This is a genomic window from Pseudomonas putida group bacterium ESBL64, from assembly GCF_045277175.1.
GTDB lineage: Bacteria > Pseudomonadota > Gammaproteobacteria > Pseudomonadales > Pseudomonadaceae > Aquipseudomonas > Aquipseudomonas alloputida.
In genome coordinates this window covers 459,568-472,437 of the sequence record NZ_CP145799.1, presented here as the reverse complement: position 1 = coordinate 472,437, position 12,870 = coordinate 459,568, and the positions used below count along the sequence as shown (strand labels likewise).

The window sequence follows — 12,870 nt, the reverse complement described above, 5'->3', positions numbered from 1 at the left end:
CCGCAGACCGACTGCAGCAGGGCCAGCAGCTTTTTATGCAATACCCCCCTCTGGCTCAGCGGTCACATCTTGTAGGTCGACAGCAGGATGCTGGTCTCGGTGTTCTCGATATGCGGGATCGAGCGGATGGCGTTCAGCGCCCGGTCGAACGCTTCGAGGGTGTCGGCGCGCAACTCTGCCATCAGGTCCCAGCGGCCATTGGTGGTGTGGATGGCCACCACATTGGGATGCCCGCGCAGCGCGTGCTTGACCTCTGCGGCATGGTGGCCGCTGATGCCGATGCTGGTGATTGCCCGCACCCCCTGGTCCAGCGCATCGGAGCGCAAACGTACCGTGTAACCGATGATCACACCCTGCTCTTCAAGCCGGGTGATGCGGTTATGCACCGTTGCCCTGGCCACCTTCAGCTTTTTTGCCAGGGTCAGCACCGGGGTACGTGCGTTGTCCCGCAACAGTGCAATCAGTTCCCGATCGATCGTGTCCATAAGCCTGCCAAATAATCAGATTGCTACGTTGGGTTGGCAGATTGTCCAGAAGCCTGACGAAACTGACAACCTGTATGCTTCCGATTGGCGCAACCTGTCATCAAAATGTTCATGCGGCTTCACTTCGATAATCTCAAGCGCTTACCCCGCACTGCTGGGCAAGCGCACAATAACAAGGTGCAAGAGCATGACGTATTTCATTGATGTTCCAACCATGTCGGACTTGGTGCATGACATTGGCGTAGCGCCGTTTATTGGCGAGCTTGCCGCTGCCCTGCGGGACGATTTCAAACGCTGGCAGGCGTTTGACAAGTCCGCGCGCGTTGCCAGCCACTCGGAAGTGGGCGTGATCGAACTGATGCCGGTCGCCGACAAAAGCCGCTATGCCTTCAAATACGTCAACGGCCACCCGGCCAATACTGCACGCAACCTGCATACGGTGATGGCCTTCGGTGTACTGGCCGATGTCGACTCCGGTTACCCGGTGCTGCTGTCCGAACTGACCATCGCCACCGCCCTGCGCACCGCAGCGACTTCGCTGATGGCAGCCCAGGCACTGGCCCGCCCGAACGCGCGCAAGATGGCGCTGATCGGCAACGGCGCGCAAAGCGAATTCCAGGCCCTGGCCTTCCACAAGCACCTGGGCATCGAAGAAATCGTCGCCTACGACACCGACCCGCTGGCCACCGCCAAGCTTATCGCCAACCTCAAGGAATACAGCGGCTTGACCATCCGCCGAGCCAGTTCGGTTGCCGAGGCGGTGAAAGGCGTGGACATCATCACCACGGTGACGGCCGACAAGGCCTACGCCACCATCATTACCCCCGACATGCTGGAGCCCGGTATGCACCTGAACGCCGTGGGCGGTGACTGCCCAGGCAAAACCGAGCTGCACGCCGATGTGCTGCGCAACGCACGGGTGTTCGTCGAGTACGAGCCACAAACCCGTATCGAAGGTGAGATCCAGCAGCTGCCGGCGGACTTTCCGGTGGTCGACCTGTGGCGCGTGCTGCGCGGAGAAACCGAGGGCCGCCAAAGCGACAGCCAGGTCACTGTGTTCGATTCGGTGGGCTTCGCCCTCGAAGACTACACCGTACTACGGTACGTACTACAGCAAGCCGAAAAGCGCGGGATGGGTACCAAGATCGACCTGGTGCCGTGGGTTGAGGACGACCCGAAAGACCTGTTCAGCCACACCCGAGGCCGCGCTGGCAAAAGCCGCATCCGACGGGTTGCCTGACATTGAATCGGTTTAGTCGAACGTGTGGGAGCAGGCATGCCCGCTAAGCAGGCTGCACGGTGCATGGCACGGGCTTAGCCCGTGCTCGCCGGAAAAGCCCACAGTGATCGCACTGGCGTTGGGTCGTGTGCAAGCGCATTTCCCACTGACCGTCAGATCCCACCGCCCGCCAGCAACTGCGTCATCACCTCAGCCAACGCCTTGACCATCACATCCGCCGTCGGCCGGTGCACGATGACGATCTCATAGCTGTCGACCTCCGGCAGCCCTTGCCCGGCCCCCAGCACCCTGTGCTCGCCGGTGGCCGCCCTGGGTGGCAGCAGGCTGATACCCATGCCATCGGCGACCGCAGCCTGGATGCCACTGAGGCTGGAACTGGTAAAGCTGATGCGCCAGCGCCGCCCCATGCCTTCGATGGCGTTGATCATGTCCTCGCGGTACAGGCCGCGCGGCGGAAAGGTGACCAACGGGATCGGGTCCAGCTCGAAGGCAGGCGTGTGTGCGCTGTCGATCCACTGCAGACGCTCTGGCCAACAGGCCACACCCTCACGGCTGTTGCGCCGCTGCTTGAGCAGCACCAGGTCAAGTTCGCCATTGTCATAGGCCTGGCTCAGGTCACGGCACAAGCCGCTGGTCACTTCGAGCTTCACCTGTGGGTGCAGCCGGCTGAATGCCGACAGCGCATTGGTGGTACGCCCGCCCACGAAGTCCTCGGGCACACCAAGCCGTACCGTGGTGCCCACCATCGCCCCGGCCAGGGCTTCAAGCATCTGATCGTTCAGGGCCAGCATGTGCCGGGCATAGCCGAGCAAGGTCTGCCCGGCGTCGGTCGGCAGCACATCACGGTTGCCTCGCACCAGCAGGCGGTGGCCAACCATGTCTTCCAGGCGGCGCACTTTCTGGCTGATCGTCGACTGGGTCGAATGCAGCCGCGCGGCAGCGGTGGTGAAGCTGCCGCAGTCGGCCACCACGACAATGGCGCGCAGCAGGTCGAGGTCGAACAGAGCCCTATTCGATTTCACGCTGATAGACATCTAGATATTCAACGACTGAATGGCAAGTCTGCGTTCTATCACGGCTAGTCACCGAGGGCCACTCCTTCCCGCCGAGGATCGGCACCGCCTGACCAACCCTCGCCGCTGCGCTGGATGATCTGCATGCCGCTGGTCATGGTCATCGGTGTCACCTCATGGCCCCAGGCTGCCAACTGGCGGATCAGCGCCGGGCTGCTCAGCCCTGCTTCCACTTCGGTGCCGGCATTGCGGCTGCCGAAGTTGGGCAGGCCGGCGGCCTGCTGCGGGTCGAGCTGCCAATCCAGCAGGCCGACCAGTGCCTTGTTCACGTAACCGATGATCTGCGAACCACCCGGCGAACCGAGGCTCGCGACAAACTCGCCCGTGGCACGCGAGAACACCAATGTCGGCGCCATGGCCGACAGCGGCCGTTTGCCCGGCTGCACCCGATTGGCCACAGGCTTGCCGTGCTCGTGGGGGATGAACGAGAAGTCGGTCAGCTGATTGTTGAGCAGGAAGCCCTTGACCATCAGGTGCGAGCCAAATGCGGCCTCCACCGAGGTGGTCATGGCCAGGGCCTGGCCGCTGTCATCCACCGCACTGAGGTGAGAGGTGGAGATGCGCAGTGGCGAGCGGTCGGGCGCAAGTGCCAGGTCCGCTCCTTGCGGCTGGCCCGGGCGGGCGCGCTTCATGCTGTGCTCGCCGATCAGCGCCGCGCGGCTGGCCAGATAAGCAGAATCGGTCAGGGCCTTGACCGGGACGGGCACGTAGTCGTTGTCGGCCAGGTACTGAGCGCGGTCGGCGTAGGCCAGGCGCTCGGCCTCGGCGATCAGGTGCACGGCCAAGGGCGGGGCTTCCAGGCGGGCCGGGGACGAGGTGGCCAGCGGTCGCAGCGCTGCCAGGTCGCGTTGCGGCGCGGTGCGCTGCACGGCTTCGAGCAGGCCCAAGGTCTGCAGCACGGTCACCCCACCCGAGGAGGGTGGCGGCATGCCGCATATTTGCCAGGCCTTGTAGGGACCGCACAACGGCTCGCGCTCCTTGGCCTGGTACTGCTGCAAATCCTGCAGCGACAGATACCCGGCATTGGCATGGCCACGCACCGTGGCGACGATGGCTTCGGCAATTTCACCGCTGTAGAACACCTCGGGCCCCTGTGCGGCGATCTGCTCGAAGGTCTGTGCCAACTCAGGGTTGCGCAGGATTGTACCCACGGCCAGCGGCCTGCCCTGTTCATCCAGGAAGTAACGGGCCATTGCGGGTGAGCGGGCAATGTAGGGGTCCCCGGCCAGTAGCGTGTGCAGGCGCTCGGAAACCGCGAAGCCGTTGCGTGCCAAGGCGATGGCCGGGGCGAACAGGTCGTGCCAGGGCAACTTGCCGTGCTGCTCGTGGGCCTGTTTCAGGGCACGCAGCACCCCGGGCACGCCCACCGAACGCCCACCGATCTGCGCCACCCGGAACGGCATGGGTGTGCCATCGGCTTGCAGGAACAGTTTTTCCGTCACCGCCGCAGGTGCTGCCTCACGCCCGTCGAATGCCTGCACGCGCTTGCCATCCCAGTACAGGATGAACGCTCCGCCACCGATCCCACTGGACTGCGGCTCGACCAGTGTCAGCACCATTTGCATGGCGATGGCGGCGTCAATCGCACTGCCGCCGGCACGCAACATCGCCCGCCCCGCTTCACTGGCCAGCGGGTTGGCTGCGGCGACCATGTGCCGGCTGGCGTGCACCGGCTGCAAACCGCTACGGTAGCCGGAGGCCAGTTCCGGTGGCGCGGGCAATACCTGGTCGGCGCCGGCCCAGTTACTGGTAGCCAGCAGGCACAGAGCGCCGATCAGCGGGGTGGGATATTTCATCGTCATGCATCCTGCCATCACCTATTCAGCGAAGCACTGTCGGTCATACGCAGTCTCGACTTCAAGCCTTGGTGTAATTACCGGCAAGCCATTCGCTGACCAATGCAGCCCTTGCTCCCTGCATGAGTGCCAGGTTTGCGCAATGACGGATCAGGTCACTTCTTCGAACGGCAGCCCCACATAGTTCTCGGCAATGTTCACCAGCCCCGCCGGCGAGGTCAGGAAGTACTCGCGGTCAGCTTCCTGCATCTTCTGGTCCCAAGCGTCCTTGTGGCTACCGAAGTCATGCAGCAGTTGGGTCATGAACCAGCTGAAGCGCTCGCCCTTCCACACGCGGCGCAGTGCCAGCGGCGAGTATTGCGCAAGCAGGTCGACGCGCCCTTCGTGGTACACCTTGACCAGAATGCGGTACAGGTAGTTGACGTCCGAGGCCGCCAGGTTAAGACCTTTGGCACCCGTAGGGGGGACGATGTGCGCCGCGTCACCCACCAGGAACAGGTGACCATACTGCATGGGTTCGACCACCAGGCTACGCAGTGGCGCAATACTTTTTTCCAACGCGGGGCCTGTGACCAGGTCCGCCGCCACCTCGGCGGGCAAACGGGCTTTCAGTTCGTCCCAGAAACGCTCGTCAGACCACTCCTCGACCCGATCCTGCAAAGGTACCTGCAGGTAGTAGCGGCTGCGTGTTTGCGAGCGTTGGCTACACAACGCGAAACCGCGCGCATGGTGGGCGTAGATCAGCTCGTGATTGACCGGTGGTGTGTCCGACAGCAGGCCCAGCCAGCCAAACGGGTAAACCCGTTCATACTGCTTCAGCACGCCCTCCGGGATGCTCTGCCGAGAGATGCCGTGGAAGCCGTCGCAGCCGGCGATATAGTCGCAGTCAACCCGCTGCACCCGGCCATCCTTTTCGAACGTCAGGTAGGGCTTCTCGCCTTTCAATTCATGCGGCTGAACGTTGGCGGCTGAATAGATGATCGGCGCACCACTGGCTTCACGGGCCTGCATCAGGTCACGGGTGACCTCGGTCTGGCCGTAGACCATCACCGTCTTGCCACCGGTCAGCGCCTTGAGGTCCAGGCGTTGACGGCGCCCACCAACCAGCAGCTCGACCCCCTCGTGCACCAGGCCTTCACGGTCCATGCGCTCGGCCACGCCGGCCTCGCGCAGCAGGTCGACCGTGCCTTGCTCCAGCACCCCGGCGCGGATGCGGCCTAGTACGTACTCGGCGGTCTGGCGTTCGACGATGATGTTATCGATACCGGCCTTGTGCAGCAGCTGGCCCAGCAGCAGGCCAGACGGACCTGCACCAATAATTGCAACCTGAGTTTTCATTGTTGTTGTCTCTGTTCGGACGATACCGGCCTGGGACTGGCAGCGGGGCGGCATCTGCTGTTAGGGTTTGCCATTGCATTTTTACTGGCAGAAAACGCCGTTTAAGTGTGCTATTCCATAAAAAATCTGCACTTTTACGAAAAGCGTTCGATTAACGGACAGGCCAACCCAGATGAAATCCACCCTCCCCGGCGTCCCGTTGTTCAAGCTGTATGGCGAAAATCAGGCCTGGCCCGGCACCGACCTGCTGCACTGCGAGTCGATCCCGGCACGCAGCCGCCTGCATCACTGGGAGATCAAGCCGCACCAGCATGCCGAGCTGTTCCAGCTGCTGTATGTACAGCGTGGCCAGGCCCAGGTGGAGATCGAGGGCGTGCGCAGTGCCATCGGCGAAGCGGCGATCCAGGTCGTGCCACCGATGACCGTGCATGGCTTTCGCTTCAGCGCCGATATCCAGGGCTATGTCCTGACCTTTGGTACTGCCCTTGTAGCGAACCTGGAACAGCGCCTGGGCGCGCCACTGACGGTGCTGGCACAGCCTGCGTGTTATCCGTTGGGCCATGACCGCGTGCACCTGCGCAGCCTGGTCGACACCTTGCAGCGGGAGTACCAAGGCAATGCCCCGGCACGCGCCGCGATGCTGGAAGCGTTGGTGACCGCGCTGATGGTGTGGATCAGCCGCCGTCAGCAGCAAGGGCAGGCACCGCGTAACCGTGATGAACGTGACCGCCTGTTGCTGGGGCAATACTTGCGCCTGGTCGAAGCGCATTACCGCGAGCATCTGTCGGTTGAAGACTTTGCCGCGCGGCTGAATATTCCGAGTTTGCAACTGAACCAGCTGTGCCGGGCACTGAGCGGTCAGACTGCATTGCAGGTGGTGCACCAGCGGTTGTTGCTGGAGGCGCGACGCAACCTTATTTACACGCGGATGAGCATTGGGCAGTTGTCGGATAGCCTGGGGTTTACCGACCCGACCTACTTCGCCCGGTGGTTCAAGCGCTTGAGTGGGCAAACGCCCAATGCGTATCGCAGATCAGGGTTGTCGGAATAATCCTTGGCGGCCTCTTCTTGACGTATACGTCAACCTGCCCTCAGGATATCCGCATACCCCACGCCGAGCCCGAGCATGAGCACTCAGACCTACAGCATCTCCGACCTGTCCCGCGAACTGGACATCACCACCCGCGCTATCCGCTTCTACGAAGAACAGGGCCTGCTCAGCCCTGAGCGTCGCGGGCTGGAACGTATCTACTCACCGCGCGACAAGGTCAGCCTGAAGCTCATCCTGCGCGGCAAGCGCATTGGCTTTTCCCTGGCCGAGTGCCGCGAGTTGATCGAACTGTATGACCCCACCAGCGGCAACCTCAAACAGCTCAACAGCATGCTGGCGAAGATTGCCGAGCGCCGCGCCCAGCTGGAGCAGCAGATGCTGGACATCCACCAGATGCAACTGGAACTGGACACCGCCCAGGAGCGCTGCGAACAAGCCCTGGCCGCCACCCTGAACAACAAAGACAACCGCTGAACGCCACAGGAAACCCGCCATGTCCTTGCCCAAACACGTCCGCCTGGTCGAAGTCGGCCCACGCGACGGCCTACAGAACGAAGCCCAGCCCATCAGCGTCGCCGACAAGGTACGCCTGGTCAACGACCTCACCGAAGCGGGCCTGGCCTATATAGAAGTGGGCAGTTTCGTGTCCCCCAAGTGGGTGCCACAGATGGCCGGCTCTGCCGAGGTATTCGCCGGCATCCAGCAGCGCCCCGGTGTGACGTATGCCGCACTGGCGCCGAACCTGCGCGGTTTCGAGGACGCCCTGGCTGCCGGGGTCAAGGAAGTAGCGGTGTTCGCTGCCGCCTCCGAAGCGTTCTCGCAACGCAACATCAATTGTTCGATCAGCGAAAGCCTCAAGCGCTTCGAACCCATCATGGACGCTGCGCGCAGCCACGGCGTGCGCGTGCGCGGGTATGTGTCATGTGTGCTTGGCTGCCCTTACGAGGGCAAGGTCAGCGCCGAGCAGGTGGCCCCGGTGGCCCGCGCCCTGCACGACATGGGCTGCTACGAGGTCTCGCTGGGTGACACCATTGGCACCGGCACCGCAGGCGACACCCGACGCCTGTTCGAGGTGGTGTCGGCCCAGGTACCGCGCGAGCAGTTGGCCGGACACTTCCATGACACTTACGGCCAGGCCTTGGCCAACGTCTATGCCAGCCTGCTCGAGGGCATCAGCGTATTCGACAGCTCGGTAGCCGGGCTGGGCGGCTGCCCTTACGCCAAGGGTGCTACCGGCAATATCGCCAGTGAAGACGTTGTGTACCTGCTGCAGGGGCTTGGCATTGAAACCGGCATCGACCTGGGCCGGCTGATAGCCGCCGGCCAGCGCATCAGCGGCGTGCTGGGCCGCGACAACGGGTCGCGGGTAGCACGGGCGTGCAGCGCACAATAGGTCACACCGGTGTCACATTGGTGTGGGTGAAGTGTTACCTCCCGCACATTTCACAGCAAAAAATCGGGTAACAGGGAAACAAATCGGCAGAATTTCAGGCTGGGCGGTGTCGACCAAAATTCTTAAATCATTGATTTTAAAGGGTTTTTAAAAGTTGGCACGCACCCTGCTATATCTCTGGTACAAGAACAAAAAAAACGCGATACCCAATAAAAACAACAGGTAACGGCTCTGACATAACAAGAACAACACGGCAGAGGCGTAGCAAGCAGATTTTTTTGGAGTCGACACGCTTTTCAGGGGTTCGCCCCGCGGTCTGGCACAGAACAATAAAACTACCTCAAGGTAGCGGCAGCCAGGTTCGGATCAGCAATGATGAAAGCAGGTCAGCGCTCAAAAAAATACGTTTGCTCTTGACCCCGCATGGGGGTCGCCCGCAACACCAGGACAAGCCGACAAAAACAACAAAAGGCCGGTCCCAATAATAAAAAAAGAGCAGGCAACAACGCTTTGAGGGGAGCTTCGGCTCCCCTCAGTGCTTCCTGCCCTCTTCCTCCTTCTGCTTCTCCTCATTCTGTCCTTCGACCTTCTCCACCAGCAACGGCATCGTGCCCAGTACCAGCAGGGCCAGTACCGTGCTGATCAGCGCCGTGGCTTCGCGCCCCATGCCAGCCGCCGTGCCAATGGCAGCCGTCATCCATAGCCCGGCAGCGGTCGTCAGGCCCTTCACATGGCTGGTGTCCTGGCCGTTACCCTTCAGAATGGTACCCGCACCGAGAAAACCGATACCGGCAACGATGCCCTGGATCACCCGACTGAGTGCCTGTTCATCGGCCCCCGCCATACTGGGCGCCAGCACGAACAGGGCGGCCCCCAGCGACACCAGCATGTGGGTACGCACCCCGGCAGACTTGCCCTTGTGTTCGCGCTCGAAGCCCAGTACTGCGCCGAGCACAGCAGCCATCAGCAAGCGCACAAGGATTTGCGTGACCTCGCGCTCATCGGTGACATCGGCGAATTCCGCCTGGATTGCTTGCCAGATGACATCCATCGCAGTTGTGTCCCCTGCTTGAGCTTCATGAATCCGCCCGCCACGTCAGCAAGCCTGCCCTATGCATGGTTGACCGTCACACGTACTGCAAAGTGCCGCTCAGCTTGCTGATGCAGCAACTGGCCCCTGACCGCGGTCCACCCTGTAATCACCCCGGGAGGACCCCACCATGCCCATTGAAATCGACGAAACCACCCGCCGCTGCACACTGATCGGCGAAGGCCTGCGCATCGAGGGCGAAGGCCCGGATATCGAGATCATCACCGACGAACAGTTGCGTATGTCGGTGGCCATACTGGCCGGCCAACGCGTGCCCATTACCGAAACCGAGGCCGATGCACTGACCGTGGCGGGTGCGGTGGATAGCCGCAGGCATCTGAAGGCCAGCGCGCCAGGCTCGGTGATATGAGGCCTGGCGGGGCCATGCGGCAAATCTGATATGGTTTTTATCGTAAAATCTGAACCTGTGCTGATAACAGCTTCAGCGCCATAGTGCTCATGCCTGATCGAGGCCTGATGAGCACCGAACCATGAACGATAGAATCCCTTTTACAGAGATCGCCACCGCCCCAGCCAGCATCCAAGCGCGACGCACCGACAGCGGCATCCAGACCCGCAGCTTTACCGGGCTTTACCGTAACCTGCGCATCGGCTTTGCCGGCGCCCTGTTCGTGCTGTTCTTCGGCACGGCCTGGCTTAACTGGAACGGCCGCCAGGCCGTGCTGTGGGACCTGGGAAACAGCAAGTTCCACATCTTCGGCGCCACCTTCTGGCCACAGGACTTCATCCTGCTGTCGGCGTTGCTGATCATCTGTGCCTTTGGCCTGTTCGCCATCACCGTCTACGCCGGGCGCGTCTGGTGCGGTTACAGTTGCCCACAAAGCACCTGGACCTGGCTATTCATGTGGTGCGAAAAGGTTACCGAGGGGGACCGCAACCAGCGCATCAAGCTGGCCGCGGCGCCCTGGAGCCTGAACAAACTGGCCCGTCGCACGCTCAAGCACAGCCTGTGGTTGGCCATTGGCGTGCTCACGGGGCTGACCTTCGTCGGCTACTTCACCCCGATCCGGCCACTGGCCGCAGAATTGCTCACCTTGCAACTGGGCGGTGTGGCACTGTTCTGGGTGCTGTTCTTCACGGCCGCTACCTACATCAATGCCGGCCTGCTGCGTGAAGCGGTGTGCCTGCACATGTGCCCGTATGCGCGCTTCCAGAGCGTGATGTTCGACAAGGACACCCTGGCGGTCGCTTACGACCCGCGTCGTGGCGAGGCCCGTGGTCCGCGCAAGAAAGGCAGTGATGTCGGTGCCCAGGGACTGGGCGACTGCATCGATTGCACCCTGTGCGTGCAGGTGTGCCCCACCGGCATCGACATCCGTGATGGCTTGCAGATGGCTTGCATCGGCTGTGCCGCGTGCATCGACGCCTGTGACGGGGTAATGGACAAGATGGGTTACGCCCGCGGCCTGATTGGCTACAAGTCCGAGCACAGCCTGCAAGGCGGCACCACCCACTGGCTGCGCCCGCGCCTGTTGGGCTACGCTGCCGCACTGCTGGTCATGATCGGGGCACTGGTGGTGGCCCTGCAGATGCGCCCGATGGTATCGCTGGATGTGATCAAGGACCGCGGCCTGTTCCGCGAAAACGCCCAAGGCCAGATCGAGAACATTTACCTGCTCAAAGTCATCAACAAGACCGAACGTACCCAGCACTATCAATTGCGCCTGCTGGACGCTGACGGTTTCACCCTGCAGGGCAGTAGCGCACTGGTCATCCCAGCTGGCGAAATGAGCGAACTGCCGGTGTCGGTGGCAATGCTCGCCGAGCGCCCGACCAGCAGCTCGCAGGCGCTGAGCTTTGAAATCAGCGAGCGTGACGACCCCGCTATCCGCAGCGTGGCGCACAGTCGCTTCGTCGCCCCCATGAACCGCTGATCCCTTACACTCACGCCACCTTGCCTGCCAGGCTTGGACAGAAGGCCAGAATGAAACGCTACGAACGCTTCGCCGATGACATTGCCGAACTGATCCGCTCCGGGGTGCTGGGCCCCGGCCAGCGCGTGCCGTCCGTGCGCTACGCCAGCCAGACCCACGGGGTCAGCCCGTCTACCGTGTTCCAGGCCTATTACCTGCTGGAACGCCGCGGGCTGATCCGCGCCCGGCCGCGCTCCGGGTATTTCGTCAACGCCCACGTTCCGCGTCAGTTCTGCGAGCCGCAGGCGCTGCAGCCGGTGAGCGAGTCTACCGATGTCGACGTCAGCGCCTTGGTATTTTCGATCCTCGACTCGATCAAGGACCCCAACACCATTGCCTTCGGCTCAGCCTTTCCCAGCCCTGAACTGTTCCCGCTGCAACGCCTGTCCCGCTCACTGGCCAGTGCCAGCCGCAGCATGGACCCGCGCATGGTGGTGACCGATCTGTCCCCCGGTAACCCGCAGCTGCGCCGGCAGATCGCCCTGCGCTACATGGTCGGTGGGCTGATGCTGCCGATGGAAGAGCTGCTGATCACCAACGGCGCACTGGAGGCCCTGAACCTGTGCCTGCAGGCCGTGACCCAGCCGGGCGATCTGGTCGCCATCGAGGCCCCGGCCTTCTATGCCTGCCTGCAGGTGCTGGAGCGGCTCAAGCTCAAGGCCGTGGAAATCCCCGTGCACCCGCGCGAGGGCATGGACCTGGGGGTGCTGGCGCAGACCCTGGAAAAGCACCCGGTAAAGGCCGTGTGGTGCATGACCAATTTCCAGAACCCAGTGGGTGCAAGCATGCCGGAGGCCAAGAAACAGGCGCTGGTGGAGTTGCTGGCACGCCATCAGGTGCCGTTGATCGAAGACGACGTGTACGCCGAGCTGTACTACTCGCAACAGGCGCCCAAACCCGCCAAGGCCTTCGACACTCAGGGCCTGGTCATGCACTGCGGCTCGTTCGCCAAAAGCCTGGCACCGGGCTATCGCATTGGCTGGGTGGCCGCCGGGCGCTTTGCGCAGAAGATCGAGCGGTTGAAACTGATGACCTCCCTGTGTGCCTCCATGCCGGCCCAGGCGGCCATCGCCGACTACCTGCAACACGGCGGCTACGACCGCCACCTGCGCAAGCTGCGCTACGCGCTGGAGGGCCAGCAGGCCAACATGCTGGCAGCCATCGCCCGCCACTTCCCGGCGCAGACACGGGTCAGCCAGCCCTCCGGCGGCTACTTCCTGTGGCTGGAACTGCCCGAGCAGATGGACGCCCTCAAGCTGTTCCACATGGCCCTGGCCCAAGGCATCAGCATCGCCCCTGGGCCGATCTTTTCGCCCACCCGACGCTTTGGCAATTGCATCCGCCTGAACTACGGCAGCCCCTGGCATGACGGCGCCGAACAGGCCATGGAAACCCTCGGGCGGATCATTCGCTCGTTCTGATAGCGAGGGGCCCGAGGGGCGACTATAGTTGCTCGATCCGATCATCAGG

12 protein-coding genes are annotated in these 12,870 nt (G+C 62.6%); 7 read left to right on the top strand and 5 right to left on the bottom strand.

Annotation, left to right across the window (positions count from 1 at the left end; translation table 11 throughout):
- Window positions 1–62: 62 nt before the first annotated feature.
- Window positions 63–485 (bottom strand): Lrp/AsnC family transcriptional regulator, encoded by a 423-nt coding sequence (locus V6093_RS02080; RefSeq protein WP_010954389.1) that lies wholly within the window; start codon window positions 483–485, stop codon window positions 63–65.
- A gap of 187 nt (window positions 486–672) precedes the next feature.
- On the opposite strand from V6093_RS02080, the gene V6093_RS02075 reads away from it, so the two are divergent.
- The gene (locus tag V6093_RS02075) at window positions 673–1,725 is read left to right on the top strand and encodes an ornithine cyclodeaminase (protein WP_019751839.1); all 1,053 of its coding nucleotides are present in this window, start codon (window positions 673–675) and stop codon (window positions 1,723–1,725) included.
- Between the two features lie 152 nt (window positions 1,726–1,877).
- On the opposite strand, the gene V6093_RS02070 is transcribed toward V6093_RS02075, so the two are convergent.
- The 3 genes from V6093_RS02070 to pobA form a co-directional block, all read right to left on the bottom strand.
- Complete coding sequence (locus tag V6093_RS02070; RefSeq protein WP_003247855.1) at window positions 1,878–2,759, bottom strand: LysR substrate-binding domain-containing protein; 882 nt, start codon at window positions 2,757–2,759, stop codon at window positions 1,878–1,880.
- 44 nt (window positions 2,760–2,803) lie between these two features.
- On the bottom strand, window positions 2,804–4,594 hold the full coding sequence (gene ggt, locus V6093_RS02065) for a gamma-glutamyltransferase (protein ID WP_047603853.1): 1,791 nt from the start codon (window positions 4,592–4,594) through the stop codon (window positions 2,804–2,806).
- 150 nt (window positions 4,595–4,744) lie between these two features.
- Window positions 4,745–5,932, bottom strand: coding sequence for a 4-hydroxybenzoate 3-monooxygenase (gene pobA / locus V6093_RS02060; protein ID WP_014753390.1), 1,188 nt, complete (start codon window positions 5,930–5,932; stop codon window positions 4,745–4,747).
- A gap of 172 nt (window positions 5,933–6,104) precedes the next feature.
- On the opposite strand from pobA, the gene V6093_RS02055 reads away from it, so the two are divergent.
- The 3 genes from V6093_RS02055 (at window position 6,105) to V6093_RS02045 (ending at window position 8,376) form a co-directional block, all read left to right on the top strand.
- Window positions 6,105–6,983, top strand: coding sequence for a helix-turn-helix domain-containing protein (locus V6093_RS02055; RefSeq protein ID WP_003247849.1), 879 nt, complete (start codon window positions 6,105–6,107; stop codon window positions 6,981–6,983).
- Between the two features lie 75 nt (window positions 6,984–7,058).
- Window positions 7,059–7,457 (top strand): MerR family DNA-binding transcriptional regulator, encoded by a 399-nt coding sequence (locus tag V6093_RS02050; RefSeq protein WP_003247847.1) that lies wholly within the window; start codon window positions 7,059–7,061, stop codon window positions 7,455–7,457.
- A 19-nt stretch (window positions 7,458–7,476) separates the two neighbouring features.
- Window positions 7,477–8,376 carry a hydroxymethylglutaryl-CoA lyase gene (locus V6093_RS02045; RefSeq protein ID WP_003247838.1) on the top strand — a complete coding sequence of 300 codons (900 nt, stop codon included), beginning with the start codon at window positions 7,477–7,479 and terminating at the stop codon, window positions 8,374–8,376.
- Between the two features lie 532 nt (window positions 8,377–8,908).
- Here V6093_RS02045 and V6093_RS02040 read toward each other — a convergent pair.
- Window positions 8,909–9,427, bottom strand: coding sequence for an MgtC/SapB family protein (locus tag V6093_RS02040; RefSeq protein ID WP_012052114.1), 519 nt, complete (start codon window positions 9,425–9,427; stop codon window positions 8,909–8,911).
- Window positions 9,428–9,596: 169 nt separating this feature from the next.
- Here V6093_RS02040 and V6093_RS02035 point away from each other — a divergent pair, with 169 nt between their 5' ends.
- From V6093_RS02035 to mapR, 3 genes are all read left to right on the top strand, one after another.
- Window positions 9,597–9,836, top strand: a complete 240-nt coding sequence (locus V6093_RS02035; RefSeq protein WP_003247835.1) for a DUF3203 family protein — start codon at window positions 9,597–9,599, stop codon at window positions 9,834–9,836.
- 121 nt (window positions 9,837–9,957) lie between these two features.
- The gene (gene ccoG / locus V6093_RS02030; RefSeq protein ID WP_108078115.1) at window positions 9,958–11,361 is read left to right on the top strand and encodes a cytochrome c oxidase accessory protein CcoG; all 1,404 of its coding nucleotides are present in this window, start codon (window positions 9,958–9,960) and stop codon (window positions 11,359–11,361) included.
- Window positions 11,362–11,411: 50 nt separating this feature from the next.
- Window positions 11,412–12,821: a GntR family transcriptional regulator MpaR gene (gene mapR / locus V6093_RS02025; protein WP_054889555.1), complete on the top strand. Its 1,410-nt coding sequence runs from the start codon at window positions 11,412–11,414 to the stop codon at window positions 12,819–12,821.
- Window positions 12,822–12,870 lie beyond the last annotated feature (49 nt).

Excerpts from the sequence above, each read along its gene's own strand:
- V6093_RS02080 (WP_010954389.1), bottom strand. The coding sequence starts at position 485 with ATGGACACGATCGATCGGGAACTGATTGCACTGTTGCGGGACAACGCA.
- V6093_RS02075 (WP_019751839.1), top strand. The coding sequence starts at position 673 with ATGACGTATTTCATTGATGTTCCAACCATGTCGGACTTGGTGCATGAC.
- V6093_RS02070 (WP_003247855.1), bottom strand. The coding sequence starts at position 2,759 with ATGTCTATCAGCGTGAAATCGAATAGGGCTCTGTTCGACCTCGACCTG.
- ggt (WP_047603853.1), bottom strand. The coding sequence starts at position 4,594 with ATGAAATATCCCACCCCGCTGATCGGCGCTCTGTGCCTGCTGGCTACC.
- pobA (WP_014753390.1), bottom strand. The coding sequence starts at position 5,932 with ATGAAAACTCAGGTTGCAATTATTGGTGCAGGTCCGTCTGGCCTGCTG.
- V6093_RS02055 (WP_003247849.1), top strand. The coding sequence starts at position 6,105 with ATGAAATCCACCCTCCCCGGCGTCCCGTTGTTCAAGCTGTATGGCGAA.
- V6093_RS02050 (WP_003247847.1), top strand. The coding sequence starts at position 7,059 with ATGAGCACTCAGACCTACAGCATCTCCGACCTGTCCCGCGAACTGGAC.
- V6093_RS02045 (WP_003247838.1), top strand. The coding sequence starts at position 7,477 with ATGTCCTTGCCCAAACACGTCCGCCTGGTCGAAGTCGGCCCACGCGAC.
- V6093_RS02040 (WP_012052114.1), bottom strand. The coding sequence starts at position 9,427 with ATGGATGTCATCTGGCAAGCAATCCAGGCGGAATTCGCCGATGTCACC.
- V6093_RS02035 (WP_003247835.1), top strand. The coding sequence starts at position 9,597 with ATGCCCATTGAAATCGACGAAACCACCCGCCGCTGCACACTGATCGGC.
- ccoG (WP_108078115.1), top strand. The coding sequence starts at position 9,958 with ATGAACGATAGAATCCCTTTTACAGAGATCGCCACCGCCCCAGCCAGC.
- mapR (WP_054889555.1), top strand. The coding sequence starts at position 11,412 with ATGAAACGCTACGAACGCTTCGCCGATGACATTGCCGAACTGATCCGC.